Annotated in this window: 22 protein-coding genes and 1 tRNA gene; 10 read left to right on the top strand and 13 right to left on the bottom strand. The window is 67.7% G+C overall.

The genetic code is table 11. From position 1 onward, the window contains the following. Positions 1-155: 155 nt before the first annotated feature. The 4 genes from metH to ASE75_RS00700 all read right to left on the bottom strand — a co-directional run bounded on the left by metH (position 156) and on the right by ASE75_RS00700 (position 5,921). Positions 156-2,873 carry a methionine synthase gene (metH, locus tag ASE75_RS00685; protein ID WP_055927369.1) on the bottom strand — a complete coding sequence of 906 codons (2,718 nt, stop codon included), beginning with the start codon at positions 2,871-2,873 and terminating at the stop codon, positions 156-158. Between the two features lie 119 nt (positions 2,874-2,992). Next, positions 2,993-4,039: a homocysteine S-methyltransferase family protein gene (locus ASE75_RS00690; RefSeq protein WP_055927372.1), complete on the bottom strand. Its 1,047-nt coding sequence runs from the start codon at positions 4,037-4,039 to the stop codon at positions 2,993-2,995. Continuing rightward, positions 4,036-4,965 carry a methylenetetrahydrofolate reductase [NAD(P)H] gene (gene metF / locus ASE75_RS00695; RefSeq protein ID WP_055927374.1) on the bottom strand — a complete coding sequence of 310 codons (930 nt, stop codon included), beginning with the start codon at positions 4,963-4,965 and terminating at the stop codon, positions 4,036-4,038. Before metF ends, ASE75_RS00690 begins: the two co-directional genes overlap by 4 nt. Continuing rightward, the gene (locus ASE75_RS00700; RefSeq protein WP_055927376.1) at positions 4,962-5,921 is read right to left on the bottom strand and encodes an ArsR/SmtB family transcription factor; all 960 of its coding nucleotides are present in this window, start codon (positions 5,919-5,921) and stop codon (positions 4,962-4,964) included. Before ASE75_RS00700 ends, metF begins: the two co-directional genes overlap by 4 nt. Positions 5,922-6,058: 137 nt before the next feature. Here ASE75_RS00700 and ASE75_RS00705 point away from each other — a divergent pair, with 137 nt between their 5' ends. From ASE75_RS00705 to ASE75_RS00725, 5 genes are all read left to right on the top strand, one after another. Beyond that, positions 6,059-6,340, top strand: coding sequence for a hypothetical protein (locus ASE75_RS00705; protein ID WP_055927378.1), 282 nt, complete (start codon positions 6,059-6,061; stop codon positions 6,338-6,340). A gap of 83 nt (positions 6,341-6,423) precedes the next feature. After that, positions 6,424-6,609, top strand: coding sequence for a hypothetical protein (locus tag ASE75_RS00710; RefSeq protein ID WP_055927381.1), 186 nt, complete (start codon positions 6,424-6,426; stop codon positions 6,607-6,609). Next, positions 6,606-7,562 (top strand): aldo/keto reductase, encoded by a 957-nt coding sequence (locus tag ASE75_RS00715; protein ID WP_055927384.1) that lies wholly within the window; start codon positions 6,606-6,608, stop codon positions 7,560-7,562. The genes ASE75_RS00710 and ASE75_RS00715 overlap by 4 nt, the downstream gene beginning before the upstream one ends. An 88-nt stretch (positions 7,563-7,650) precedes the next feature. Then, entirely contained in the window at positions 7,651-8,631 is a 981-nt protein-coding gene (locus tag ASE75_RS00720; RefSeq protein ID WP_082463712.1) for a diguanylate cyclase domain-containing protein, read from the top strand. A gap of 151 nt (positions 8,632-8,782) precedes the next feature. Then, complete coding sequence (locus ASE75_RS00725; protein WP_162233694.1) at positions 8,783-9,802, top strand: hypothetical protein; 1,020 nt, start codon at positions 8,783-8,785, stop codon at positions 9,800-9,802. Positions 9,803-9,818: 16 nt separating this feature from the next. Here the strand turns inward: ASE75_RS00725 and ASE75_RS00730 are convergent, their stop codons facing one another. Next, entirely contained in the window at positions 9,819-11,225 is a 1,407-nt protein-coding gene (locus tag ASE75_RS00730; protein ID WP_055927390.1) for a helix-turn-helix domain-containing protein, read from the bottom strand. A 234-nt stretch (positions 11,226-11,459) separates the two neighbouring features. Here ASE75_RS00730 and ASE75_RS00735 point away from each other — a divergent pair, with 234 nt between their 5' ends. Beyond that, a complete protein-coding gene (locus tag ASE75_RS00735) occupies positions 11,460-12,410 on the top strand; it encodes a cation diffusion facilitator family transporter (protein ID WP_055927392.1) in 951 nt (316 codons plus the stop codon). A 13-nt stretch (positions 12,411-12,423) separates the two neighbouring features. After that, positions 12,424-13,056, top strand: a complete 633-nt coding sequence (locus tag ASE75_RS00740; protein WP_055927397.1) for a hypothetical protein — start codon at positions 12,424-12,426, stop codon at positions 13,054-13,056. Between the two features lie 5 nt (positions 13,057-13,061). On the opposite strand, the gene ASE75_RS00745 is transcribed toward ASE75_RS00740, so the two are convergent. Genes ASE75_RS00745 through ASE75_RS00755 form a run of 3 tightly spaced genes read right to left on the bottom strand, consistent with a single transcriptional unit; the run spans position 13,062 to position 15,633 of the window. Then, positions 13,062-13,733, bottom strand: coding sequence for a DUF4893 domain-containing protein (locus ASE75_RS00745; RefSeq protein WP_235512452.1), 672 nt, complete (start codon positions 13,731-13,733; stop codon positions 13,062-13,064). Then, the gene (locus ASE75_RS00750; RefSeq protein ID WP_055927404.1) at positions 13,730-14,515 is read right to left on the bottom strand and encodes a 3-hydroxybutyrate dehydrogenase; all 786 of its coding nucleotides are present in this window, start codon (positions 14,513-14,515) and stop codon (positions 13,730-13,732) included. Before ASE75_RS00750 ends, ASE75_RS00745 begins: the two co-directional genes overlap by 4 nt. 23 nt (positions 14,516-14,538) lie before the next feature. Further along, positions 14,539-15,633: a patatin-like phospholipase family protein gene (locus ASE75_RS00755; RefSeq protein WP_055927406.1), complete on the bottom strand. Its 1,095-nt coding sequence runs from the start codon at positions 15,631-15,633 to the stop codon at positions 14,539-14,541. Positions 15,634-15,837: 204 nt separating this feature from the next. Between ASE75_RS00755 and ypfJ the strand changes: the two genes are divergently transcribed. Next, on the top strand, positions 15,838-16,752 hold the full coding sequence (gene ypfJ, locus ASE75_RS00760; protein ID WP_055929122.1) for a KPN_02809 family neutral zinc metallopeptidase: 915 nt from the start codon (positions 15,838-15,840) through the stop codon (positions 16,750-16,752). A gap of 191 nt (positions 16,753-16,943) precedes the next feature. Here ypfJ and ASE75_RS00765 read toward each other — a convergent pair whose 3' ends face one another. Then, positions 16,944-17,933, bottom strand: a complete 990-nt coding sequence (locus ASE75_RS00765; protein ID WP_082463783.1) for an NADP-dependent oxidoreductase — start codon at positions 17,931-17,933, stop codon at positions 16,944-16,946. Positions 17,934-18,128: 195 nt separating this feature from the next. On the opposite strand from ASE75_RS00765, the gene ASE75_RS00770 reads away from it, so the two are divergent. Then, positions 18,129-18,204 (top strand) — tRNA-Ala (locus tag ASE75_RS00770). A 31-nt stretch (positions 18,205-18,235) separates the two neighbouring features. On the opposite strand, the gene ASE75_RS00775 is transcribed toward ASE75_RS00770, so the two are convergent. After that, positions 18,236-19,525 carry a glycoside hydrolase family 130 protein gene (locus tag ASE75_RS00775; protein WP_055927413.1) on the bottom strand — a complete coding sequence of 430 codons (1,290 nt, stop codon included), beginning with the start codon at positions 19,523-19,525 and terminating at the stop codon, positions 18,236-18,238. 219 nt (positions 19,526-19,744) lie between these two features. On the opposite strand from ASE75_RS00775, the gene ASE75_RS00780 reads away from it, so the two are divergent. Then, complete coding sequence (locus ASE75_RS00780) at positions 19,745-20,692, top strand: cation diffusion facilitator family transporter (protein WP_055927416.1); 948 nt, start codon at positions 19,745-19,747, stop codon at positions 20,690-20,692. Between the two features lie 7 nt (positions 20,693-20,699). Here ASE75_RS00780 and ASE75_RS00785 read toward each other — a convergent pair whose 3' ends face one another. The 3 genes from ASE75_RS00785 to ftsZ form a co-directional block, all read right to left on the bottom strand. Next, the gene (locus ASE75_RS00785) at positions 20,700-21,866 is read right to left on the bottom strand and encodes a deoxyguanosinetriphosphate triphosphohydrolase (RefSeq protein WP_055927419.1); all 1,167 of its coding nucleotides are present in this window, start codon (positions 21,864-21,866) and stop codon (positions 20,700-20,702) included. Then, entirely contained in the window at positions 21,863-24,199 is a 2,337-nt protein-coding gene (locus tag ASE75_RS15980) for a tetratricopeptide repeat protein (protein ID WP_055927423.1), read from the bottom strand. Before ASE75_RS15980 ends, ASE75_RS00785 begins: the two co-directional genes overlap by 4 nt. A gap of 118 nt (positions 24,200-24,317) precedes the next feature. Continuing rightward, positions 24,318-25,817 carry a cell division protein FtsZ gene (ftsZ, locus tag ASE75_RS00795; RefSeq protein ID WP_055929124.1) on the bottom strand — a complete coding sequence of 500 codons (1,500 nt, stop codon included), beginning with the start codon at positions 25,815-25,817 and terminating at the stop codon, positions 24,318-24,320. Positions 25,818-25,894: the final 77 nt, after the last annotated feature.

Genomic DNA, 25,894 nt, shown 5'->3' on the forward strand with positions numbered 1-25,894 from the left:
GGCAACCCCGATCCCGTTCGTCCTGAGTAGGGACTGAGCGAAGCCGAAGGCGCGTATCGAAGGACAGGTCACGCGCGAAAACCCATCCTTCGATACACCACGTCGACTTCGCTCGGTGGCTACTCAGGACGAACGGAGAAAACCGACGGCAGCCATCAGTCAATATTCGGCCGCAACCACCGCTCCGCCTGCGCCAGTTCCACCCCGCGCCGCGCGGCATAATCGGCGACCTGATCCGGCCCGACCCGCGCCACGCCGAAATATTCCGCCTGCGGATGGCCGAAGTAGAAACCCGACACCGCCGCTGTGGGAAACATCGCGAAACTCTCGGTCAGTTCCAGACCCGTGGCGGCCGGCGCATCCAGCAGGTCGAACAGGATCGGCTTCAGGCTGTGATCGGGGCACGCCGGATAGCCCGGTGCCGGCCGGATCCCGCGATATTGTTCCTTGATGAGCGCATCGTTGGTCAGTTGTTCGTCGGGCGCATAGCCCCACAGGTTCTGCCGGACATGTTTGTGCAGCCGCTCGGCGAACGCCTCGGCGAAGCGGTCGGCCAATGCCTTCAGCAGGATGTCGTTGTAATCGTCATGGGCCGCCTTGAACCGCGCGATATGCGGGTCGATGCCGTGGATGCCGACCGCGAACCCGCCGAACCAGTCTCCGGCGGGATCGACGAAATCGGCCAGGCACATGTTCGCCCGCCCCTCGCGCTTGGCGATCTGCTGGCGCAGCATGGGGAACCTAAATTCCTCCCCGGCACGGGGAGGGGGATCATCCGCAGGATGGTGGAGGGGCGCTTCCGCAAGGGCTTCGCTTCGTGGCAGCCCCCCCTCCACCGGCTGCGCCGGTCCCCCTCCCCGTGCCGGGGAGGAATAAACGACCACGTCATCGCCCTCGCGCCGCGCCGGCCACAGCCCCGCGACCCCACGCGGCGTCAGCCACTTTTCGGCAATGATCGTGTCGAGCATCGCCTGCGCGTCCGCGTACAGCGACGATGCGCTCTCCCCGACCACCGGATCGGTCAGAATCGCCGGGAAATTCCCCGCCAGCTCCCACGCGCGGAAAAACGGCGTCCAGTCGATATAGTCGCGCAGGTCGCTCAGATCCCAGTCTGGGAATACGTGCACGCCCGGCTTCGCCGGCGCGGCCGGCTTCAGCGCGAAGTCCGCCACGAACCCGCGCGCGCGCGCCGTCTCGATCGGGATCAGCTCGCTCTGCCCCTTGTTGGCCCGCGCGATCCGCACCGCTTCATACTCGTCCGCCGTCCTCGTCACGAATTCGTCGCGGATCGTGTCGCTGACCAGCGTCGACGCGACCCCCACCGCGCGGCTGGCGTCCAGCACATGCACGACCGGCCCGTCATAAGCCGGCGCGATTCTGAGCGCGGTATGCACCTTCGACGTCGTCGCCCCGCCGATCAGCAGCGGCATGGTCATGCCCGCGCGCTTCATCTCCTCGGCCACCGTCACCATTTCGTCCAGCGACGGCGTGATGAGGCCCGACAGGCCGATCATGTCGGCGTCATTCTCGTTCGCCGCCTCCAGGATCTTCGACCAGGCGACCATCACGCCCAGATCGACCACGTCAAAGCCGTTGCACTGGAGCACGACGCCGACGATGTTCTTGCCGATGTCGTGGACGTCGCCCTTCACGGTCGCCAGCACGATCTTGCCCTTGCCGCGCGCGCCCGGCTCCTTCATCGCCTCGATATAGGGCAGCAGGTGGGCGACCGCCTTCTTCATCACCCGCGCCGATTTCACGACCTGCGGCAGGAACATCTTGCCGCTGCCGAACAGGTCGCCGACGACGTTCATGCCGTCCATCAACGGCCCCTCGATCACCTCGATCGGGCGTCCGCCATTGCCGGCGATGATCTGGCGCGCCTCCTCGGTGTCCTCGACGACATGCAGGTCGATACCCTTGACCAGCGCATATTCCAGCCGCTTGTTGACGCTCAGCGACCGCCATTCCGCCGCCGCCTTCTCGGCGACCACGTCGGTCCCGCGATACCGCTCGGCCAGCGCCACCAGCCGGTCGCCGGCCTCCGCGTCGGTGTTGAGCACCACATCCTCGACCGCCTTGCGCAGTTCGGGGTCGATATCGTCATAGATGTCGAGCTGGCCCGCATTGACGATCGCCATGTCCATGCCGGCGGGGATCGCGTGATACAGGAACACGCTGTGCATCGCCCGGCGCACCGGCTCGTTGCCGCGAAACGAAAAGCTGAAGTTCGACAGCCCGCCCGAAATATGGACGTGCGGACAGCGCGCCTTGATCTCGCGGCACGCCTCGATGAAGTCGACGCCGTAATTATTGTGTTCCTCGATCCCCGTCGCCACCGCGAACACGTTGGGGTCGAAGATGATATCCTCCGGCGGGAAGCCGATCGTCATCAGCAGGTCATAAGCACGCGAGCAGATTTCGACCTTGCGGTCCTTGGTGTCCGCCTGCCCGACCTCGTCGAACGCCATCACGACGACCGCCGCGCCGTACGCCATGCACTTCTTCGCCTGTGCGATGAACTGCGCCTCGCCCTCCTTCATGCTGATCGAATTGACGATCGGCTTGCCGGACACGCATTTCAGTCCCGCCTCGATCACGCTCCATTTGGAACTGTCGACCATGAACGGGATGCGCGCGATGTCGGGCTCCGCCGCGATCAGCTTCAGGAACGTCGTCATGGCGTGTTCGGCGTCGAGCAGCCCCTCGTCCATGTTGACGTCGAGCACCTGCGCGCCCGACTCCACCTGCTGCCGCGCGACCTCGACCGCCGCCGGATAGTCCCCCGCCATGATGAGCTTCTTGAAGCGCGCGGATCCGGTGACGTTGGTGCGCTCGCCGATGTTGACGAAGTTGGTGGAGGAGGTGGTCATTCTTCTACTTTCCTCCCCTCCCGCTTGCGGGAGGGGTCGGGGGAGGGACTGATGGAACCGCGAGCGAGACGCTGGAGGAGCGTGCCCTCCCCTAGCCCCTCCCGCAAGCGGGAGGGGAACTATGCCGCCATCGTAAACGGTTCGAGGCCGGCCAGCTTGGTCCGCACCTCGGGCCGGGCGACGACGCGTGGTTCCAGCCCGCGCACGCCGTCGGCCATCGCCTTGATATGCGCGGGCGTCGAGCCACAGCATCCGCCCAGCACGTTGACCTGCTTGGCCACCGCCCATTCGCCGACCAGCCCGGCGGTCGTCGCCGGCTGCTCGTCATATTCGCCCAGTTCGTTGGGCAGGCCGGCATTGGGATAGATCATGATGAGCGTATCGGCGATCGCGCTCAGCGTCTTCACATGCGGCCGCAACTGTTCCGCGCCGAACGAACAGTTCAGCCCGATCGTCACCGGCTTCGCATGCCGTACCGCATGCCAGAACGCCTCGACCGTATGCCCCGACAGGTTGCGCCCGCTAAGGTCGGTCAGCGTCATCGACAGCATGATCGGCAGGTCGCGACCCAGCGCCTCGCCCGCCTCGATCGCGGCCATGATCCCGGCCTTGGCGTTCAGCGTATCGAACACCGTCTCGATCAGGATGAAATCCACCCCGCCCTCGACCAGCGCGTCGATCTGGGCGCGGTACACGTCCTTCAGGTAATCGAACGTGATCTCGCGGTATCCGGGATCGTTCACGTCCGGCGACAGCGACAGCGTCTTGTTGGTCGGCCCGATCGCGCCGGCAACGAAGCGCGGCCGCCCGTCCTTCGCGGCATATTCATCCGCCAACGCCCGCGCGATCCGCCCCGACTGCACGTTGATCTCGCGCACCAGATGCTCTGCACCGTAATCGGCCTGCGAAATCAGGTTCGCGCTGAACGTGTTGGTCGACACGATGTCCGATCCCGCGTCGAGATATGCGCGGGTGATCGTCTCCGGCACGTCCGGCCGGGTAATCGCCAGAATGTCGTTATTGCCCTTCTGGTCATGGCTCAGGCCCAGGTCACCGGCATAGGCGGCCTCGTCCAGCTTCCAGTTCTGGATCTCGGTGCCGAAGGCGCCATCGGTAATCAGGATGCGCTTCGCCGCCTCGGCATTGAATCGATCGCGGATGCTCATGCTGTGGTTCCCTTCGCCCGAACGCCCAGCAGGTGGCAGATCGCATACGCCAGTTCCGCCTTGTTGAGCGTATAGAAATGCAGCGACCGTACGTCGCCCGCATAGAGTTTGCGGCACAATTCGGCCGCCAGCGTCGCCGCGACCAGCCCGCGTGCGCCGGCATGATCCTCCAGCCCGTCGAACAGCCGCCCCAGCCATGCGGGGACGTCGGTGCCGCACATCGCCGCCATCTTCTGCACCGCCGCGAAGTTCGTCACCGGCATGATGCCGGGAATGATCTCGGCGGTGATCCCCGCCGCGCTGGCCCGGTCGCGAAAGCGGAAGAACGTCTCCGGCTCGAAGAAGAATTGCGTGATCGCCCGCGTCGCACCCGCGTCCAGCTTGCGCTTCAGATTGTCCATGTCGGCATCGAGGCTGGCCGAATCCGGATGCCCCTCAGGGTAAGCCGCCACCGAAATCTCGAACGGATGCAACCGTGCCAGCCCCGCCGTCAGGTCGGCGGCGTTGGTGTAGCCGTCGGGGTGCGGCACGAAGCCGTCCGCGCCGGGCGCATCGCCGCGCAGCGCGACGATATGCCGCACGCCCGCCGCCCAATATCCCTGCGCCACCTGGTCGATCTCGGCCTTCGACGCCTCGACACAGGTCAGGTGCGCGGCCGCCGCCATCGTCGTCTCGCCCGCGATCCGCGCGACGGTCGCATGGGTCCGCTCCCGCGTCGTCCCGCCCGCGCCATAGGTCACCGACACGAAATCCGGGGCCAGCGGCTCCAGCATCCGCACCGCTTCCCACAATTGCGTCTCCATCTTCTCGCTCTTGGGCGGGAAGAACTCGAAGCTCACCGCCACGTCGCCCGCCACATCGGCATAAAGGGGGGCCGCCAGCGCGTTGCGCGCCTCCTCAAGCTGCGAAACCGAAATCGTCGTCATGCCGCCATCCTATCGCGCGCCGCCCCGTCAGCCTTGCGCCCCATCCAGAGTTTTACCGTCAATTCCCCGCCCCCCAGCGTCTCGCCGCGCACCGGGACCAGCCCGTTGGCCACGAACCAGCTCTCGATCTGCGCGTCGGAAAAGCCAAGCCGGGTATGCGCGTCGCGCTGGCGCAGATCCTCGCGGTCGTGCGGCGCGAAATCGGCGATCAGCAGCCGCCCGGCCGGCCCCAGCACCCGCGCCGCCTCGGCTATCGCGGCATCCGGCGTCTGCGCGAAATGCAGGACGTGGTGCAGGATCGCGACGTCGGCGCAGGCATCGCCCATCGGCAGCGCATACAGGTCTGCCTGCCGCAACTCGGCATGGGTCAGCCCGCGCTCGCTCAGTTTCACCCGCGCCAGCCGCAGCATTTCCGAACTCCGGTCGATCCCCATCGCCTCGCGCGCGCGGCCGCCGAACAGCTCCAGCATCCGACCCGTGCCGGTGCCGATGTCGATCAGCGTGCCGATCGGTTCGGCCCCCAGCATCGCGCCCATCGCCGCCTCGACCTCGCTTTCGGCGATGTGCAGCGACCGGATCGCGTCCCATTCGCCGGCATGCGCCTCGAACCACGCCGATGCCGACGCCGCCCGGTCGGCCCGCACCGCCGCCAGCCGCGCGCTGTCCGCCTGCGCCCAGTGATCGACCTGCGGCCCGGCCCAGCCGTCCAGCGCGGCGGTGACCGGTGCCACGACCTGCGCCTTGCCCAGCGCGACGAAGACCCAGCTTCCTTCCTTGCGCCGTTCGGCAAGGCCCGCGTCGCACAGGATCTTCACATGCCGGCTGACGCGCGGCTGGCTCTGCCCCAATACCTGCGCCAGTTCGCCGACCGACAGTTCCATCGACCGCAGCAGCGCAAAGATGCGCAGGCGGGTCGCGTCGGCAAGCGCGCGAAAGACGTCGAGGGCGGCAATCATCGGCCATCATATAAAGATATCTTTATATGCGGTCAATGAAACGCTCGCTTGCGGACCCGAATGGCGTGCCATAGCGTTTGCACCCGGATCACGACCGTTTTCGAGATCCTTTGCGTAAACAACAGGGAGTACCCCGTATGAAGAAGCTCATCATTCCGGCAATCGCCGCCATCGCCCTCGCCGCCTGCAGCCAGAACGCGCAGAACGAAACCGCCGAGGCCGGCAACGCGATCGCCGCCGACGCCGCAGCGACGACCGATAACGCGGCCGACGACGTCGCCGCCGCGACCGACAACGCGCTCGACAAGGCTGGCCAGTCGCTCGACAATGCCGGTGCAGCCCTTGCCAACGCGGGCGACCGCGCCGCCGATTCGACCGGCGAAGCCCTGACCGACGTCGGGAACAAGATGAAGGATTGATCGCTTCAACGATATCCGGCTGGCCGGGGTGCGACATGGCATCCCGGCCATTCCGACCTACTGATTTCCGGTGACCGATCATCATGCCGACGCCAGCCATTCCCGCCGCCCTGGCAATACTGCTGGCTGTGTCCGCCTGTTCCGGTGCCGACGACCAGCCCGGCACCGTTTCCGCCGACGAGGCCCGACAGTTGAACGAGGCCGCGGCGATGCTCGACGCGAACAGTGTCGATCCCGCCCTTCTCAATACGCAGGATACCGCGCGATGACCGACCAGCCCACCCGTCGCCTTGGCGCGACCGATCTGCACATCGCGCCGCTGGTGCTGGGCGGCAACGTCTTCGGCTGGACCGCCAACCGCGCCGCCAGCTTTGCCGTGCTCGACGCGTTCGTCGCCGGCGGCGGTACGATGATCGACACCGCCGACGTCTATTCCGCCTGGGTCGATGGGCATCAGGGTGGCGAATCCGAAACCATGATCGGCGAATGGCTGCGGGTCAGCGGCAAGCGCGACGATGTGCTGATCGCGACCAAGGTCGGGATGCTGCCCGGTGAAGGCGGCGAGAAGCTCGCGCCCGCCCGCATCGCCGCTGCCTGCGACGCCTCGCTCCAGCGGCTGGGCACCGACCGGATCGACCTGTATTTCGCGCATCAGGACGATGACGCGGTGCCGCAGGATGCGGTCCTCGAAGCCTTTGGCCGCCTGATCGACGCGGGCAAGGTGCGGGTGCTGGGTGCTTCCAATTTCGGCGCGATGCGGCTGAAGTCCGCGCTCGACACCGCCGCCGCGCACGACCTGCCGCGATACCATGTGCTCCAGCCCGAATATAATCTTGTCAGCCGCCACAAGTTCGAGGGGCAGTTGCAGGATCTGTGCGTCGTCGAAAATATCGGCGTCGTTCCCTATTACGGCCTCGCCTCGGGCTTTCTGACCGGCAAATACCGGACGAAGGACGATCTCGGCAAAAGCGTGCGCGGCGGCCGGATGGGCGAATTGCTGGAGGGTCGCGGGGCCACCGTCCTTGCCGCGATGGATGCCGTCGCCAGTGAAACCGGCGGATCGCTCGCCCAGATCGCGCTGGCTTGGCTCATGGCCCAGCCGGGCGTGACCGCACCGATCGCCAGCGCCACCTCGTCCGCACAGATGGACGAACTGATGGCCGCGATGACGCTGTCGCTTGACGAGGACCAGCTGGCCCGCCTGACCAACGCCGGCGCCTGAGCCGCCCGCGCATCGTGTAGCAATTGGTTCATCACTGCCGCGTAATGGTGACCATAGGTTTGCTGATCGAAGACGGGAGTGTCCGCGCATGTATCATACCGCCCGGTTCTCAACCGCCGATCCGGCGGGCGACCGGGCCGTGGCGGATTATGCTGATCCCTACGCCGTGATCGCCGCGTTGCAGGCGCGGATCGCCGAGCAGGAGGCGCAACTGGCCCATGCTCACAAGACCTTCGCCCATGCCTCGGTCGCGGCCCGGATCGGCGTATGGGAATGTGATCTGGCCAGCAACAGCCTGACCTGGACCGACACGATCTACGACATGTTCGACCTGCCGCGCGGATCGCCGCCCGACCGCGACCGGACGGTCAGCGCCTACACGCCCGAGTCCGCCGCCCGCCTCGACAGGCTGCGCCGCGCGGCGATCGCGGAGGCCGGATCGTTTTCGCTCGATGCCGACATCGTCACGGAACGCGGCAACCGCCGGGTCATCCGCGTCACCGCGCTGGTCGAGGCCGAAAACGGCGTGGCGGTCCGCCTGTTCGGTATCAAGCAGGATGTGACCGAGGAGCGCCGGATCCTGGACCGGATGCGCTATCTCGCCAGTTTCGACGCGATGACCGGCCTTGCCAATCGCGCGGGGTTTCAGGCGCGGCTGGCCGATGGCGACCGTCCGATCGCCGCGCTGTTGCTGGTCGACCTCGACGGATTCAAACTGGTCAACGACACGCACGGGCATCTTACGGGGGACGCCTGCCTGCGCACCGCCGCCGACCGCCTGGCCACCGCCTGCGAGGGCGTGGACATGGTCGCGCGGATCGGTGGCGACGAGTTTGCCGTCATCTTCGCCGACGGTCGCGATGTCCCGCACGCCGCCGACCTTGCCGCCCGCATCGTCGAAACGATGGCGGATCCGGTGTCCGTTGCCGGCGCGAAGCTGGCGGTGGGCGCGTCGGTCGGCGTCGCCTTCGCCAACCGCGAGGATACCCCCGATTCGCTTTTCGCGCGCGCGGATGCGGCCCTGTACGCGGCCAAGGCCGGCGGACGCGGCGTCTATCGCATCGCCTGACGCTGCCGTCGGGACAGGCTGGCGGCACCGCCCCAACACCACCGCGCCGGGGGCGCTTCCACCGGGCGGTCGATCGCGCGGCGCGCCGGCTTGGCAAGGCTCCCCCGATCGGCGATGATATCGTATCCGGACGGCATCGTGCCCGGCGGATATGACAGGGGACGGATTCGCGATGATCGTCAGCGGCGGAACCCACACACCGGGCGTACCGGCCTCGGCCTTCGCGATGGAACCGGGGATGGCGATCCGGTACGACCAGCCAACGGCCATGCTGTCGGCGGCGGTAACCGGCTACACCGTCTATCACGCGGCCAGCCCGGAACCCCGGACGGACTGGTTCCTGCCCGCCCCCGCCATGATCTGCACCACGGTCGACGCCGGACCGATCACGACGCAGATCGCGGCGAACATCGCCTCGCCGCCGCCCGGCCCGTTCCTCATCGGACCCAGCAGCGCGGTGCAGCGGACCCTGACCCACGGCGGTGCGATGGTCGGCATCGGCCTCAGCGCCGCCGGCTGGGCCAGGTTGACGGACCGGCGGGCCAGCGACCTGCACAATCGCGTCGTCCCGCTGTCGTCCATGATCGACCCGGCCCTTGCCCAGCAGCTTGGCGACGCCATCACCAGCACGCCGAACGACGCCGGCCTGAAACCCCTGCTCGATTCGCTGTTGCCCGGGCTGCTGCGGCGCGACCATGGCGACGAGGCCGCGATCCATGCGCTGATGGCCGCGATCGTCACCGACGGGCTGATCGAGGTCGGCGACGTGAGCGCGCGGCTCGACATCGAACCCTTCACCCTGCGCCGGCTGTCGCTGCGCTATTTCGGGATGCCGACCAAGCTGTTGCTGCGACGCGCACGCTTCCTGCGCTCGCTGCTGCCGATGCTGTCCAATCCGGGATCGCCGGATCGCGGGTGCATTGATTCCAGCTATCACGACATGTCGCATTTCCTGCGCGATTCCAACGCCTTCATCGGCACGACCCCGCGCCGGTTCCTGGCCCACGCCACGCCGTTCCTGCTCGCCAGCCTGCGCGCGCGCGCCGCCGTTCTGGGGGCGGCGACCCAGGCGCTGCACGGTGATGCGATGCGGATCTCGATGCCGGCCGCACCGTGCCCGTTCCCCACGCCAGCCCAGCAGCCGGCGCCGGCCGGCGCGTCTCCCGCCTGACCCTTGCCAGCCGGCGTCAGTCCCCGGCGAACGTCAGCGCCGATACTCGCCGCTCGCGGTCGTTGATCGTCAGCGGGCGGCCCGCCGGCGGCTGCGACCGCTGCGGACAATCGGCGCGCAGGCAGGCGCGGCATCCCAGCCCGATCGGCGTCGCGGCCCCGCTCAGATCGACGCCTTGCGCGGCCGCCAGCGTCGTCGCCACGTCCGCCGCCACGCCAAGACCGATGGTGAAGTCCGCCGCCACCCCGCCGTACCGCCGCCCCTGCGGCTGGACCGTGCGCGCCAGCGTCAGGAACCGGCTGTCATCCTCCAGCACGACCAGTTGCACCATCAGGCTGCCGGGCCGCTCGAACGCGCGGTGCAGGTGCCACAGCGGGCAGCGCCCCTCCGCATCAACCAGCGCCGCGCCGCTGGCCCCGGCATAGCGTTTCGACGCCTGCCCCGCCCGGTCGATGCGGATCATGAAGAACGGCAGGCCCCGCGCGCCGACCCGTTGCAGCGTCGTCAGCCGGTGCGCGACCTGCTCGAACCCGGCACCGAACCGTCGTTGCAGCAGTTCGATGTCATACCCGGTCGCCTCGCACGCGCGCAGGAACCGGGCATAGGGCATCATCAGCGCCGCCGCGAAATATCCCGTCAGGTGGCGGCGATACAGCCGGTCCGCCGACCGGTCGGCAAAGCCTGCGGCGCGCGCCAGCGCCTCGATCTCGGCCCGCGCCTCGATCTGCGCCAGCTGGAACGCGGCGGCAAAGGTGCGCGAGGCGGGGTCGAGCAGTTCGGACAGTTGCAATTGCCGCGCGTGCAGGTCCAGCCGGCGCAGCACGTCGGGCATCACGTCGACCGGCAGGATGCGGATGGTCAGCGTGTGCCGCACCCGCAACCGCTCGCCGATCGCGCCATACAGGTCACCCGCGCCCAGCCGCAGTTCGTCGGCCAGCGTTTCCGCCGCCGCGTCCAGATCGGCGAAATGGTTGCGCCACCGCCCGATCTCGCGCCGGACCAGCGCGACCGGATCGACGGCATCCGGCGTCGCCCCGGCCATGCCACCACCGGCCACGCCACCACCGGCCAGCGCATCGAACGCGCGCGCGAACGCCTCCGCCCCGCCAGGGGCGGCGGCCAGCCATTCCTCCAGCTCGCCCCGGTCGATGTCCAGGTCGGCGAACAGCGGGTCGCCCAGCCGCCGCCGCATCGCCTCCGCTCCGCCCCCCGGCTCGCCCGCCGACAGCACGCGCGGGTCGAAATCGAACGTCTCGACCATCTTCATCAGCAGCGTCGCCGACACCGGCCGCTGGTTGCGCTCGACAAGATTGAGGTAGCTCGGCGATATCGCCAGCATCTCGGCCATCGCCGCCTGCGTCAGCCCCGCCTGCCGCCGCACTCGCCGCACCGCATGCCCGGCCAGCAATTTCCGTTCGGCCATCAATCCCCCCTCCGCCATCCATCCTTACAATCGTCAAGATTTTACAGGATGACAAACGGCAATTGCACCGTTTCCCGCCCATACCCCTTTTCCGGGGTAACCTTTGCAACCTTCCGCTGTGAAGACCGCCATTTTGCGCGGTTCGTGACACGATCCGGGCATCGCCCGCCATCACGGTGGCGCGGCGTAGCGCCAGTCGTCATAAGCGGGACCGCAACGTCATCAGGAACACCCGTGGCCAAACCCGTCGAGCGCGAATCGAACATCGTCATCCTTGCCGCGCTGGCCGCCAATGTCGGCATCGCCATCGCCAAGTTCATCGCCGCCGGCATCAGCGGATCGTCATCGATGCTGACCGAGGGCGTCCATTCGCTCGTCGACAGCGGCAACCAGGTTCTCCTGCTGTACGGCCAGCACAAGGCCAAGCGCCCGCCCGACCATGCCCATCCGTTCGGCTATGCCCGCGAACTGTATTTCTGGAGCTTCGTCGTCGCGATCCTGATCTTCGCGGTCGGGTCCGGCGTGTCGATCTACGAAGGCTGGCGGCACATCTGGGAACCGGAACCGCTGCGGTCGCCGACGATCAACTACATCGTGCTCGGCGTCGCCTTCGCCATGGAGGGTGCGTCCTGGGTCATCGCCATGCGCGCGTTCGGCCGGGCCAAGGGCAGCGTCGGCTGGCTGCGGGCGGTGCATGATTCGAAGGATCCGTCGGGCTTCATCGTGCTGTTCGAGGATTCAGCCGCACTCGCCGGCCTCGTCATCGCCGCGATCGGCGTCTGGCTCAGCCACGCGCTGGGCGACCCGCGGATCGACGGCATCGCCTCGGTCATCATCGGCGTCGTGCTGGGACTGGTCGCGATCCTGCTGGCGCGCGAGGCCAAGGGGCTGCTGATCGGCGAGCGCGCGGACCCCGCGATCATCGAGACGATTCGCGGCATCGTCGCGGCCAGCCCCGGCATCACCGCCGTCAACCACGTCCGTACCATCCACACCGGGCCGACCGAGATCTTCGTCGCGATCAGCGCCGATTTCGAGGATTCGCTGACCATGGGCCGCGCCGAAACCATGATCGAGGATATCGAACGCGCGTTGCACGATGCCGAACCGATGCTGACCTCGATTTACATTCGCCCGGAAAAACAGGAAGATGCGGCCACCCTGCCACCCCCCGACCCTGTGTAAAGGTTCGTACCCCATGCGTATCGCGCGTCCCTTCCTGACGGGGTTGCTGCTCTGGCTCGCGCTGGCGATGCCGGCGAATGCCGCCGTCACGATCACTTTCTGGAGCCACGAGCTCGGCAACAGCTTCCCGCACGCCTTCTTCTCGCTGCGCGGGACGCCCGACGCCGGCGGTCCGCCGGTCGACGCCAATTACGGCTTCACCCCGAAGGCGATCACGCCGGCCATGCTGTTCGGCACCATCCCCGGCCGGCTCGACATCGCCAAGCCCGGCTATATCCGCGGATCGGATGCGCAATTCGCGATGACGATCACCGATGCGCAATATGCCGCCGTGCTCGGGCTGGTACGACAGTTCGGCGACCCGGTGACGCGCTACGACCTGAAGACCCGCAACTGCGTCCATTTTACCAAGGAGGCCGCCCGCCTGCTTGGCCTCGACGGGATCGACCAGCCCAAGCTGATGAAGAAACCGCGCAGCTATCTGAAGGCGGTCGGCCGGGCAAATATCGGGCGCGTCACCATCCTCGGCATTCACGGCAAGACCTATCTCGCCGGACTTTCGCCGCTGGGCGCGGCGGCGGACACCAACCCGGCGCGGGTCCGGCTGCCCGCCGGCAGCGCGCCGGCAACCGCCGCCGCCGACTGATCGGGTCAGGGACCGGCCACGATCTCCAGCAGGTCGAGCGTCGATTCATAGTGCGGATAGGGCAGGACCAGCCGCCACCGTTTTTCGCCGATCCGTTCGACAAAGCCGGCCATGTCGCGCTGCGTATCGCGACCATAGGCCAGCCCGCCGCGCTCGTCGCCCAGCGCCAGCGTGCCCAGAAACACGCTGCGCGCGTCGGTATCCTCGAACAGCGACCCCGCCATGCGCTGCGATCCGGTCATTTTTTCCAGCCGGTCGATCGCGCCCTCCTCGCTCACGCGGCAGGCAAACCAGCCATAGGCGACATGGGTCAGGCCGTATGGTCCCTGCCCGCCCAGCTTGATCGTACGACAGCGATACGTCCCCGCCGGCGGTACCGGGTCGGGCAGCGACCGATCGGGGTCGTAGAGGGCCGGATCGGCGGCGATCACAGCCCCCTTTCCGTCCGCCCTGACCGCCGACAGCGCCGCCATCCACGCGGTGCGCCAGCCGCGCAGGCGCGAGCGGTCGGTCGCCGTGGCCACCTTGCGCCAGTCGACCGCGCGCGGTGCCTCCGCCGCATCCATCGCCGCCGTCATCCGCGCCGGCAGGCCACCGCCTGCACACCCGCCCAGCAACAGGCAGGTCGCCAGCCCCATCCGCGCCGGATCCCCGATCCGCTTCGCTCGTCCGGTCACGCGGCGGTCCAGCCCCCGTCCATCGACAGGTTCGCGCCGGTGATCGACGCCGCCTCGTCCCGGCAGAGGAACAGCGCGAACGCCGCGACCTGCTCGGACGTCACGAACTCCTTGGTCGGCTGCGCCGCCAGCAGAACGTCCTCCATCACCTGTTCGCGGGTCAGCCCGCGCGCCTTCATCGTGTCGGGGATCTGCTGTTCGACCAGCGGCGTCCAGACATAGCCCGGCGAAATGCAGTTGACGGTGATGCCATGCGTCGCGGTTTCCAGCGCGACCGTCTTGGTCAGCCCGGCGATGCCGTGTTTCGCCATGACATAGGCCGACTTGTTGGGACTGGCGATCAGCGAATGGGCCGACGCGGTCGAAATGATCCGCCCCCACCCCCTGGCCTTCATGTGCGGCACGGCGGCGCGCATCATGTACCAGGCCGATGTCAGGTTGATCTGGACGATCGCCTCGAATTTTTCGGGCGGGAAATCCTCGATCGGCGCGACATGCTGGATGCCGGCATTGTTGACGATGATGTCGACGCTGCCGGTTTCCGTCACCGCCCGTTCGATCATCGCCGCGATCTGGTCCGGCTTCGTCATGTCGGCCGCGTCGTACAGCGCCGCAGCACCGCTCGCCTCGGCCAGCTTCGCGCGCTCCGCCTCGATCGCGTCGGCGGGGCCGAAGCCGTTGATGACGACCGCCGCCCCTTCCGCCGCGAACGCCTTGGCATACGCCAGACCGATGCCGGAGGTGGAGCCGGTGACGACCGCCGTCTTGCCCTTGAGGAACATGCGTATTCTCCCGTGAAAATCTTTCAGCGACCAAGATCGAATGCGGCGGTGCGCCCGGTCAGCATGTTTTGCGCGACCAGTTCGGCATTGGCCATCGTCCGGTCGACCGCGTCTGCGCCCGCGCGCCAATGCTCCTGCATCGTCCGCGCCGAAAATTCGTAATCGCTCGCCCCGCCGGCCCAGGCGTTGGGCCGGTGGATCAGATGGACGACGCTGACCGGCTGCTCGGCCGCCATCGCGGTCAGCGCCACGACATCCGGGTCGCCAGCCATGTCGGCGGGCAGCTTGGCCAGTACCCGGCGGATCGCGTCGCGGTCACCACGCTGGCGCATCAACTGGTCGGTCACCTGCCGGGTCCGGCTGGAAAAGCGGATTTCCTTCTCGCGCGCCGCGACCTCCATGATGGTGCGCGGGCGCTCGGCGCTGGCGGAAAACAGATCGACCTGGAACACCAGCATCGCCCCCTCCTGATGGTCCAGCACATGCGCCAGCGGCGTGTTGGACACCAGGCCGCCGTCCCACCACCATTTGCCGTCGATCTCGACCGGCGGCAGGCCCGGCGGCAACGCGCCCGACGCCATGATGTGCCGCGCATCGAGCCGTTCGTTGCGATTGTCGAAATACCGGAAATTGCCGCTTTCGATATCGACCGCCCCGACCGACAGCCGCACCGGCCCGTCATTCAGCAAATCCCAGTCGATCAGTCCGTTCAGTGTCGCGACCAGCGGCGTCGAGTCATAGAAGCTCAGCGCGTCGCACGATCCCGGCACCGCCAGCATCGGCGGCACGAACCGCGGGCTGAAGAACCCCGGCACGCCGGTCATCGCGACGAAGCCCGCCGACCATTCGTGCAGGAATTCGCGGATCCGGTCGTCGGGAAAGATCGGGAAGCTCGGCAATGCGCCGGTCATCGTGTCCCAGAACGCGCGCAGCCGTTCGACCCGGCGCTCGGGCGGATTGCCCGCGACGATCGCCGCATTGACCGCGCCGATCGAAATGCCGGCAACCCAGTCGACCGGAATATCGCTCTCGGCCAGCCGTTCGATCACCCCGGCCTGATAGCTGCCAAGCGCCCCGCCACCCTGCAGCACCAGCGCGACATGATCGGGCAGCGGCATCGCGCGTGCCTTGCGACGGGGTCGGGGATGTGCGCCGGACGCTGGCGTAGGGTGTGCGCCGGACGGCGGCTTGGGATCTGCATCGGCCATCGGTCAAGGCTTGTGCAGCGAACCGCCATGCCAATCAACCATCGCTTGCAACCCGCGGGCCGCCTGCGCATTCATGACGCAAGTGTAACGCGTATTGCGAACAGGGGGATGGCCATGCGGCTCGACGATTTCGATCCGAACATCAATGTCGAGGACCAGCGCGGGTCCGGCGGCGGCGGGTTCGGTGGCGGTGGCGGCGGGCTGCTGATGGGCCTGCTTCCGCTGATCGGCAGCCGCTTCGGCTGCGGCGGCATCGTCGTCGTGCTGATCGTGATGGCGGTGTTCGGCGGGTTGGGCAATCTGGGCGGCATGATCGGCGGCGGCCAGCAATCGGCGCCCACGACGCAGTCCGGGCGTCCTTCGGCGGGCACCGACACCACGACCAGTTGCACCCTGAACGCCGAAAGCAAGGCCGCCTGCGACAGCTTCAGTTCGGCCAACGCGACCTGGAAGGCGCTGTTCGCCCAGCAGGGCGGTCAATTCGTCTCGCCCAAGCTGGTCTTCTTCGGCAGCCAAGGCGGTCGCTCGGGCTGCGGCGCGGCGCAATCGGCGATGGGGCCGTTCTATTGCCCGACCGACCGTGGCATCTATCTCGACACCGATTTCTTCGGCGAACTGGCCAACCGCTTCGGCGCGAAGGGTGATTTCGCGCAGGATTATGTGATCGCGCACGAATTCGGCCACCATATCCAGAACCTGCTCGGCACGTCGGACAAGGTCCAGTCGATCCAGCGGTCGGCAAGCGAGACCGAGGGCAATGCCGCCTCCGTCCGGCTTGAGCTACAGGCTGATTGCTATGCCGGCGTCTGGGCCGCGCAGAACCGCGACCGGCTGGAGCCGGGCGATATCGAGGAGGGGATGACCGCTGCCCGCGCGATCGGCGACGACACCCTGCAACGCGAGTCGCAAGGGCGCATCGTCCCCGACAGCTTCACCCATGGCAGCGCGGCTCAGCGCATGAGCTGGCTGAAGCGCGGTCTGGAAAGCGGTGATCCGGCGCAGTGCGACACGTTCGCAAGCGCGATCTGACGAGGCGGGGGCTTGCGCGCCCCCTTACCCCCCCCCGGCGAAGGCTGCGGTCCAATCGGGCTAACGTCGGCAGTTACATACCAACGGCGGCCCCAACTGGACGCCGGCCTTCGACGGGAGATTGTGGGTCACGGCCGGAACCGGCGCGTTTGGCAGGCCGAAAACACACAGCCCCTGAACGCGCCTCGTGATTACACCTTCACCAGCATCTTGCCGGTGTTACCGCCGGAAAACAGCCCCAGGAACGCGTCGGGCATCGTCTCCAGCCCCTCGTGCACCGTCTCCTGCCGCTTCAGGCCACCGGACGCCAGCAGCGCCGCCATCTCCTGCTGGAACTCGGCCGTCCGCTCCATGAAGTCGCTGACGATGAACCCCTGCATCCGCACCCGGTTGCCGATCAGCCGTGCCAGATACCGCAATTCGGTCGCCTTGCCGTCGTTATAGACGTCGATCATGCCACAGATGGCAAACCGCGCGCCGGGCCGCGCCGTCGCCAGCGCCGCGTCGAGATGCTCGCCGCCGACATTGTCGAAATACACGTCGATGCCCTTGGGCGCGGCGGCCATCAGCTTTTTCACCAATGGTCCTTCCGACTTGTAGTCTACGACCGCATCAGCCCCCAGCGACGTGACCCAGGCGCATTTGTCCGCACCACCCGCCGATCCGATGACGGTCATGCCCTTGGCCTTGGCGATCTGCACGACGGTCGATCCGACCGCCCCGGCGGCGGCGGACACGAATACCGTGTCACCCGCCTTCGCCTCGGCCACCGCGAGCAGGCCGAAATAGGCGGTCATACCCGGCATGCCGAGCTGACCCAGATACGCCTGCATGTCGACGCCCAGATCGGGAATCACCTGAACCTGTGCCGCCGGCAGGACCGCTTCGTCGCGCCATCCGGACATATGCTGGACGATCGCGCCGACCTTGACCGAATCCGACCGGCTCTCGATCACTTCGCCAACCGCGCCGCCCTGCATCGGCTTGCCCAGCTCGAACGGCGGGACATAGCTTTTCACGTCGTTCATCCGGCCCCGCATATAGGGATCGACCGACAGCCAGCGGTTGGCGACCCGTACTTCGCCATCCTGCAATTCGGCGGGATCAAGATCGACCATCGCGAAATCGGTATGTTTCGGCATACCCTGGGGGCGTGCCTTCAGGCTCCACGCTCGTGCCATGTCCATCTCCTTGTCATGCTACATTCGAACGATCGGTACGCCGCCTTGCAATGTCGATCAAGACCGTTGCCAAAACGGCGGGGGGCCGTTGCCCGACGCCCCCTTCCATATTCATGCTACCCGGTGCGCGCGCCATATTGCCAAGCGAAAACCCGCCGATTAAACGAAACCACACGGGCCTGGCCCGAAAGGCGCGGGGCCGTAGCTCAGATGGGAGAGCGCTGCAATCGCACTGCAGAGGTCAGGGGTTCGATTCCCCTCGGCTCCACCACCGCGCCTGACGCAACGCTCCCCTCGTCCGATCAGGCCGGCTCCATCGCCGCCAGCAGGTCGTCGACCGCCCCCACCGCGAACGCGCTGAACTCGTCACCGATCGCATAGGGCAACAGGATCCGCCGGTCCTTCAGCAGCGCGCCACAGCTATAGGTGACGTTCGGCACATAACCGCCACGCTGTTCGGAACTGGGGAACAGCAGGGGCGACGCGGTCCGCATCAGCACCTTCGACGGATCGTCCTTGTCCAGCAGGCAGGCACCGACGCAATAGCCGCGCACCATGCCGACGCCGTGGGTAAAAACCAGCCAGCCCTCGTCGATCTCGATCGGCGACCCGCAATTGCCCATCTGCACGAACTCCCACGGGTATTTCGGACCCATGATCGGCGCGCCGGTTTCCCAGGTGTAGAGGTCGTCGGACCGCAGCAGCCAGATATTCTCGTTGTCCTGCCGCCCCAGCATCACGAACTGCCCGTCGATCCGCCGGGGGAACAGGGCCATGCCCTTGTACCCGGTCATCGCGCCGGTCAGCGGCCGCATGTCGAACGTTCGCATGTCGACACCGCGCAACATCTCCTGCCGCGACGATGTCCCGTCGAACGCGGTATAGGTGCCGATCATGCTCTTCACGCCGTCATGATCGGTGAAGTTGACCAGACGCAGATCCTCGACCCCCTGACGCTGGCTCGGCAGGACGGGAAAGATCACGGTTTCGGACGGATCCTGGCTGTCCTCGCACTGCAGCCGCACCCAGTCGTCGTCATCGTCCTGTTCGATCTGCGGCGGCACACCGTGCGCGCTGGGCGGATCGAGCGTCAGCTGGTCGTCCGCGCCCCAGACGCCGGTCCGGAACGTCACCGACGAAATATGCCCCTCACCGATACCGCGCAGCGACAGGACGAAGCGGACACCGCCCTCGACCGTCTGGTCCTCATCAGGAAGCCGGACGATGCTCGGGTTGAACAGGGCGGCCGATTCAAACGCATATTCCTGACTGAAATAGGCACCGATCAGCAGGGCGGTCTCCTCGTCGACCTCGACCTCGCCGATCTCGCCGCGAACCGCCTCGAACCGGCGGCGGAACACGGCGTCGGCGTTGCGATGCCGCTCGCGCATCGGCTTCTCGATCAGCCGGAGCATACGCGTCCGCATCGCCGGATCCAGCGCCAGAACGCGCTGCACCACCGCTTGCGCGCGCGACGGGCGACCGTCCTTGAACGCGTCCGGATAGTCGAAGCTGAACGGGCGGATCACCGTTCGCGACGGATCGGGCATCAGTTCGATGTCGAGCTTGGTAAAGACGTCGGCGGCATTCATCGGCACTTCAACCTTTCATGGCAGGCCGCTGGCAATCGCGGCACCGGGATACTCGTACCCTGAGCGATGCGCGGACGGTTTGTATCCCTCCGACACGCCGATCGGTGCAGGATATTCCCGTTTCGGGCCTTGCCTGGCGCTTTGCCGACCGGTCCTAGTATCACACGGCCCGCCGATGCTACGGCCCCTCCGACTCAAGGGGCAGTCGAAAGGCGGATCTTGGCACACGATCATCACGCACATGGCCACGGGCACGGACAGGGCCACACCCATGCCGGCGGCCACGGGCACGCGCACGCGCCGGCTAGCTTCGGTCGTGCCTTTGCGATCGGCATTGCCCTCAACATCGCCTTTGTTCTGGTCGAGGGCGGGGCCGGACTGTGGACGGGGTCGGTCGCGCTGCTGGCCGATGCGGGTCACAACCTGTCCGACGTGCTGGGCCTCGCCGTCGCCTGGGGCGGTGCTGCGCTCGCACGGTCCGCGCCGTCGAAACGCTTCACCTACGGGCTGAAGGGGTCGACGATCCTCGCCGCGCTGTTGAACGCCCTGCTGCTGCTGGTCGCGCTGGGCGCGATCCTGCTGGAGGCGATCCAGCGCTTCGCCGACCCGGCCCCCGTGGCGGGGCTGACCGTCTCGGCGGTCGCCGCGATCGGCATCGCCGTCAACGCGATCACCGCGATGCTGTTCGCCAGCGGGCGCAAGGGCGACGTGAATATCCGTGGCGCCTATCTGCACATGGTGTCCGATGCGGCGGTGTCGGCCGGCGTCGTCGTCGCCGGGCTGCTGATCTGGAAAACGGGCCTCGGCTGGATCGACCCGGTCGTCAGCATCGTCATCGCCGTGCTCATCTTCTGGCAGACCTGGGGCTTGCTGCGCGAGACGGTGGAAATGGCGCTCGGCGCGGTGCCGCGCGCGGTTGATTACGACGCGGTCGACGCCGCGCTGGCCGCCCTGCCCGGCGTCACACGCGCCCACCACATCCACATCTGGCCGATGAGCACGACCGAAACCGTGTTGACCGCGCATCTGGCGATGCCGGCGGGCCACCCCGGCGATGCGTTTCTCGACTCCGTCCAGGCGATGCTGCGCGACCGGTTCGCGATCGGCCATGCGACGTTGCAGGTCGAGGTCGGCAGCCAGCACTGCGACCCGCAGACCTGCGCCTGACCGAGCCTTAAAATCCTTCGGGCAGGTCGATCGGCCCGACGACCTCACGATAGCGCGCGACCGCATAGCGATCGGTCATGCCGGCGATGAAGTCGGCGATATGCCGGCTGCGATCCGGTTCCCCCGCCGGCAACCGGTCGCGCCATTCCGCCGGGATCAGGGTCGCATCGTCGCGATAGGCCGCGAACAGGCCAGTGACGATGCCATGCGCCGCGTTCGCCGCCGCCATCTGGCGCGGATGGTGATACAGGTTGGCGTACATGAAGCGTTTCAGGTCACGCTCCTCCTCGCGCATCGCCGGTGAAAAGGCGGCCAGACACTGCCCCGCCGCGCGCACGTCGTCGACACGGTCGATCCCGCTGGCGGCGATCCGCGCCCGCGTTTCGCCGATCAGGTCGTTGACCATCTCGCCGATCTGCCCGCGCACCAGTTCGCCCAGCAGCCGCCGTTCGGCCACGTCCGGGAACCGCGCGCGCGCCGCATCCCAGTTCCGCGCCACGATCGGCACCGCCATCAACTGGTCGAGCGTCAGCAGCCCCGCACGCAGGCCGTCGTCAATATCGTGATTGTCATAGGCGATGTCGTCGGCGATCGCCGCCACCTGCGCCTCCAGCGAGGCAAAGCTGGTCAGGTCGAGCGGAAACGTCGCATCCGCCGCGCGCAGCGCCCAGCCCGGATGCCGCACCGGGCCGTTATGCTTGGCCAGCCCCTCCAGCGTTTCCCACGTCAGGTTCAATCCGTTCCACAACGGATAGGGCCGTTCGATCTCGATCAGGGTACGCAGCGTGTGGCCGTTATGATCGAAGCCGCCGACACCCATCAGCGCCGCCTTCAATGCATCTTCGCCAGCATGGCCGAACGGCGGATGACCGATGTCATGCGCCAGACACAGCGCCTCGGTCAGATCCTCGTTCAACCCCAGGATCCGCGCGACCGTACGACCAATCTGCGCGACCTCAAGACTATGCGTCAGGCGGACCCGGAAATGGTCGCCGTCGGGGGCCATGAACACCTGCGTCTTGTGACGCAGCCGGCGGAAACTGATCGAATGGATGATCCGGTCGCGATCGCGCTGAAACGCATTGCGCGGGCCGCGTACCGACCCGGTCTGCTCCGCGTGGAGCCTGCCCCTGCTGCGCTCCGGGTCCGACGCCCAGGGCGCACTTTGGGTCATTTGGTCGGCAGTTTCGTCAATTTCTGGCCCTTGTCGCTGGTGAAGGTAAAGGCCGAAACCCCCTGCTTGGCCAGCGTGTTCACGAACGTCCGCGCTTCCGCTTCGGTCTTGAACGGTCCGGTAACGACCCGGTTCGTCGCGCGCAATGGCGTCGCATAGGCCGGACGCCCCTTCAGCGCCGCCGCCTTGGCCTGCACCGACGACCACGCCTTGGGCAGGTCGTTCGCGTTGGCACCACCCGCGACCTGCACCCATATCCGTTCGGGATCGGCCTTGGCCAGCTTCTTTTCCTCGGCCGCAGCCTTGTCAGCCAGCACCTTCTTGTCCGCCGCCGCCTTCTTGTCGGCCAGCAGCTTCTTTTCCGCGGCAAGGGCCTTGGCCGACTTCTTTACCGACGTCTTCGGTGCGGCCTCGGCCTCGGCCAGTGCATCCGCCTCGGCATTTTCCCGCGCGGCGGCGGCGGCGGCGCGCGCGGCCTGACGACGGCTCAGGCGCGGCGTGACAGCAACCGCCTCGACCGGTTCCGCCGGCATCGCGGCCGGCAGCTTTGCACGTGTCGCGCGCGTCGACCGTGCGGGGGCCGGTGGGTCGTCGGTGACCGCCGCCGTCGTGCGCGGTGTGACGGTACGCGCCGGCGAAGTCCGAACGGGCGCTGTCCGGGTCGCGACCCGCGTCGGCGTGGTCACGGCGGCGGCGACCGGCGGCGCGCTGGTTGCCGCGTTCGGGTCGATCGTCAGGTCGGCCATCGGCATCGACAGGCCGGCGACGATCCGCGCGAGGATCGCATCGTCACCGCGCGTCGCGGGCGGCATCGCCTCCGGTCCCGTGGCGGGTGCGGTACTCTGCGCCGCGACGGCCGGTGAAGCGGACTGCGGCCCGCTGGCCGATGCCGGGGTCATCGCCGCCATGTTGGCCAGCGATGTGGCGTTCGGCTGGGACGGCGTGGTTGCGCGCGATACCGACATGCCCGAGGCCACCGGTCCGGTGCTGGCGAAGCCGGGTCGCGTGTCCGCTCCCATGGTCTGTTGCGGGGTCTCCGGGCGGACAGGGATCGCCGCAAGCTGCGCGACCGTCGATGCCGCGAGGGTTCCGTCCGCCTGCGGACGCGTCGCGGCCCCACTCGCCGCCACGGACGATCCCGCCTGTCCGGCAAAGCCCGGACCAAGCGGTCGACCGCCCGGGACCGGCGACGACGGCGACGCAGCCGGCGTTGCCGTCACACCCGGTTGCACGGCCTCCACCCGCGCCGTCGCGGTCGGCAGCGACTGCACCATCTGCATCGGACTCGCGACCGTCGTCACGGTCGATGCCGCCAGCGGAACGCGACCGGGCACACCCGCTGTCGTCGCAGCCATCTGCACGGGTGCCGTTTGCGCCGGTGCCGACGTTCCGCGCTGCGCGCGACGATCATCGCGCGTCCGGCCACGGTTTCGCTTCGGGTCGATCGCGGCGGTCCGGACCGGCGCGACCGGCGTGGTCGCTGCCATCATCGGCGCGGTCGGGTCGCGGCCCAGCGCCGGCAATGGCGGCACCATTCGCGCATCCGCCAGCCGCTCGGGCGTCGGACGGACCTCACCGAAATGGACCGCAAACGCCCGGTCCGCCGCCGGCAGCGTCGGCAGCCGCTCGAAAAACGGTTGCAGCCCGCTGCCAAGCGCACCCGGCATCATCGTCGTCGCAATCTTCGTCGCCCCAGCCTGATCGCCGGTCATCGCCAGGATGAACGCACGCGCACGCCACGCGCCACGATCCTGCCGGCGCACCAGCGTGTCGATCTGTTGCAGGGCCAGTGGCTGGTTGCCGGAAATGCCGAGCGACAGCGCATACCGGCGCAGCGTCTCGTCATCACCGCCGCGTGACAGCGCCAGCCGGTAGTCGCGTTGCGCCCGGTCCTGCTCGCCGATCAGGTCATAGGCCAGCGCCCGGTCGCCGGCAAACGAGCCGGGGTCTAGGCCAAGCGACTGCGCCTGCGCGAAATAGCGCAGGGCTTCACCGGGGCGTTCGGACCGCACCAGAATTGACGCCATCCCCGCCTTCACCCGGGCATTGCGCGGATCCGCCTTTTCCGCCCGCGCGAAGAACGCCGCCGCCGCCCGCAGATCGTCGAGCTTCAGCGACAACTCCCCCGCCGTCACCAGCGCATCGGCGTCGTTGGGCGCAGTCGCCAGGCGACGCATGACGACACCCAGCTTGTCGGCGTCGGTGTTGAGCGGCTGAACCATCTGCAGGCCCTGCGCCATGATCGGCGTCGGCATGGCGACCAACGCGATGGGCAGCGCGATGGCCAGCGGGGCGGCAGAGAGCAGGGCGAGCGGGCGTAGGGAATGTCGCATGGATATGTTCACCCTAGACCGCAATCCGCATGGAGCGGCAAGGCAGGGATCCCGGTGTCACGCCAGACCGGGGCACGCCGGCGATGAACCGGCGCGCCCCGCTGGCCTGACCGACACGCTATTGATTGTTCTGGCGATGGAGGAACCGCGGGATCTCGATCGAATCGGCTTTCTCCGGCTCGCCGTCCTCGCGCACGGCCCCGCGCGCTGCGTTCGACATCCGCTCGAACAGCGTGCCGCCCAGCTTGACGCGCGGCGCTGCCGCCGGTGCCTCGATCGGCGCGGCCTCGCTGCCGGGTGCGAGCCAGCGACGCCGCGCGCCGCCCTCGTCCGCCGCTGGCGTCGGCACACCCTGCGGCATGGCCGGGGCCGCGACCTGGGCGACCGGCGCGGTCGGAACCGGGGTTGCCGGCACCGCCGTGTCGGCCCCGAGAACCAGTTCGTCCTCGCCTGCGCCCGCTTGCGCGGTCAGGTCGAGCGGCTCCTCGACCTTGGCCACAGGCGGCGCAACCGGTGCCGGGGCCGGGGCCGGCGCAGCAGCAGCCGGAGCCTGCGTCGCAGCAGCGGGGCGGAACGACGTCGTGTCGTCGGTCTTGCGCGCGCCGAAACTGAAGCCGCGGGTCGGTTCGGGTGCCGGCTGCTCGGGCTGGACGTCAGCCTCGATCCCCGTCGCGACGACCGAGACGCGGATCTTGCCTTCCAGCTCCTGGTTGAACGCCGAGCCCCAGATGATGTTCGCATCCGGGTCGACCAGATCGCGGATATGGTTCGCCGCCTCGTCGACCTCCAGCAGGCGCATGTCGTCGCCGCCGGTGATCGAGATGATGACGCCCTTGGCCCCCTGCATCGACACGCCGTCGAGCAGCGGGTTGGCGATCGCCTTCTGCGCGGCTTCCAGCGCGCGGTTGTCGCCGCTTGCCTCGCCGGTGCCCATCATCGCCTTGCCCATTTCCTGCATCACCGAGCGCACGTCGGCGAAATCCAGGTTGATGAGGCCGGGCATGACCATCAGGTCGGTGATGCCGCGAACGCCCTGCTGCAGGACCTCGTCGGCCATCTCGAACGCTTCCTTGAAGGTCGTGTTGGCGTTGGCGATCAGGAACAGGTTCTGGTTCGGGATGACGATCAGCGTATCGACGTACTTCTGCAGTTCCTCGATGCCGGCATCGGCCGACTTCGACCGGCGCTTGCCCTCGAACGCGAACGGCTTCGTGACCACCCCGACGGTCAGGATGCCCATGTCGCGCGCCGCCTTGGCGATGACCGGCGCGGCACCCGTGCCGGTGCCGCCGCCCATGCCCGCCGCGATGAAGCACATGTGGCTTCCCTCAAGCAGCTTGGACAGTTCGTCGATCGATTCCTCGGCCGCCGCGCGACCGATCTCGGGCCGGCTGCCGGCACCCAGCCCTTGCGTGATCTTGGTACCCAGCTGGATCCGGCGCGGCGCGATCGACTGCTTCAGCGCCTGCGCGTCGGTGTTGGCCACCAAAAAGTCGACGCCCTGCACGTCGGCCCGCATCATGTTCGCGATCGCGTTGCCGCCCGCGCCACCGACACCGATCACCGCGATTCGCGGGGTCAGTTCGTCCACTTCTGGAGCCAGGAATTCGATGCTCATCGCCATATTCTCCGCCGTACCCGGTCCGATACGCATGACCGGGTGCCTGATTAACCCTGATGCACGTTTCGCCGGAC

Source organism: Sphingomonas sp. Leaf17 (assembly GCF_001421505.1).
Taxonomy (GTDB): domain Bacteria; phylum Pseudomonadota; class Alphaproteobacteria; order Sphingomonadales; family Sphingomonadaceae; genus Sphingomonas.

Excerpts from the sequence above, each read along its gene's own strand:
- metH (WP_055927369.1), bottom strand. The coding sequence starts at position 2,873 with ATGACCACCTCCTCCACCAACTTCGTCAACATCGGCGAGCGCACCAAC.
- ASE75_RS00690 (WP_055927372.1), bottom strand. The coding sequence starts at position 4,039 with ATGAGCATCCGCGATCGATTCAATGCCGAGGCGGCGAAGCGCATCCTG.
- metF (WP_055927374.1), bottom strand. The coding sequence starts at position 4,965 with ATGACGACGATTTCGGTTTCGCAGCTTGAGGAGGCGCGCAACGCGCTG.
- ASE75_RS00700 (WP_055927376.1), bottom strand. The coding sequence starts at position 5,921 with ATGATTGCCGCCCTCGACGTCTTTCGCGCGCTTGCCGACGCGACCCGC.
- ASE75_RS00705 (WP_055927378.1), top strand. The coding sequence starts at position 6,059 with ATGAAGAAGCTCATCATTCCGGCAATCGCCGCCATCGCCCTCGCCGCC.
- ASE75_RS00710 (WP_055927381.1), top strand. The coding sequence starts at position 6,424 with ATGCCGACGCCAGCCATTCCCGCCGCCCTGGCAATACTGCTGGCTGTG.
- ASE75_RS00715 (WP_055927384.1), top strand. The coding sequence starts at position 6,606 with ATGACCGACCAGCCCACCCGTCGCCTTGGCGCGACCGATCTGCACATC.
- ASE75_RS00720 (WP_082463712.1), top strand. The coding sequence starts at position 7,651 with ATGTATCATACCGCCCGGTTCTCAACCGCCGATCCGGCGGGCGACCGG.
- ASE75_RS00725 (WP_162233694.1), top strand. The coding sequence starts at position 8,783 with ATGACAGGGGACGGATTCGCGATGATCGTCAGCGGCGGAACCCACACA.
- ASE75_RS00730 (WP_055927390.1), bottom strand. The coding sequence starts at position 11,225 with ATGGCCGAACGGAAATTGCTGGCCGGGCATGCGGTGCGGCGAGTGCGG.
- ASE75_RS00740 (WP_055927397.1), top strand. The coding sequence starts at position 12,424 with ATGCGTATCGCGCGTCCCTTCCTGACGGGGTTGCTGCTCTGGCTCGCG.
- ASE75_RS00750 (WP_055927404.1), bottom strand. The coding sequence starts at position 14,515 with ATGTTCCTCAAGGGCAAGACGGCGGTCGTCACCGGCTCCACCTCCGGC.
- ASE75_RS00755 (WP_055927406.1), bottom strand. The coding sequence starts at position 15,633 with ATGCCGCTGCCCGATCATGTCGCGCTGGTGCTGCAGGGTGGCGGGGCG.
- ypfJ (WP_055929122.1), top strand. The coding sequence starts at position 15,838 with ATGCGGCTCGACGATTTCGATCCGAACATCAATGTCGAGGACCAGCGC.
- ASE75_RS00765 (WP_082463783.1), bottom strand. The coding sequence starts at position 17,933 with ATGGCACGAGCGTGGAGCCTGAAGGCACGCCCCCAGGGTATGCCGAAA.
- ASE75_RS00775 (WP_055927413.1), bottom strand. The coding sequence starts at position 19,525 with ATGAATGCCGCCGACGTCTTTACCAAGCTCGACATCGAACTGATGCCC.
- ASE75_RS00785 (WP_055927419.1), bottom strand. The coding sequence starts at position 21,866 with ATGACCCAAAGTGCGCCCTGGGCGTCGGACCCGGAGCGCAGCAGGGGC.
- ASE75_RS15980 (WP_055927423.1), bottom strand. The coding sequence starts at position 24,199 with ATGCGACATTCCCTACGCCCGCTCGCCCTGCTCTCTGCCGCCCCGCTG.
- ftsZ (WP_055929124.1), bottom strand. The coding sequence starts at position 25,817 with ATGAGCATCGAATTCCTGGCTCCAGAAGTGGACGAACTGACCCCGCGA.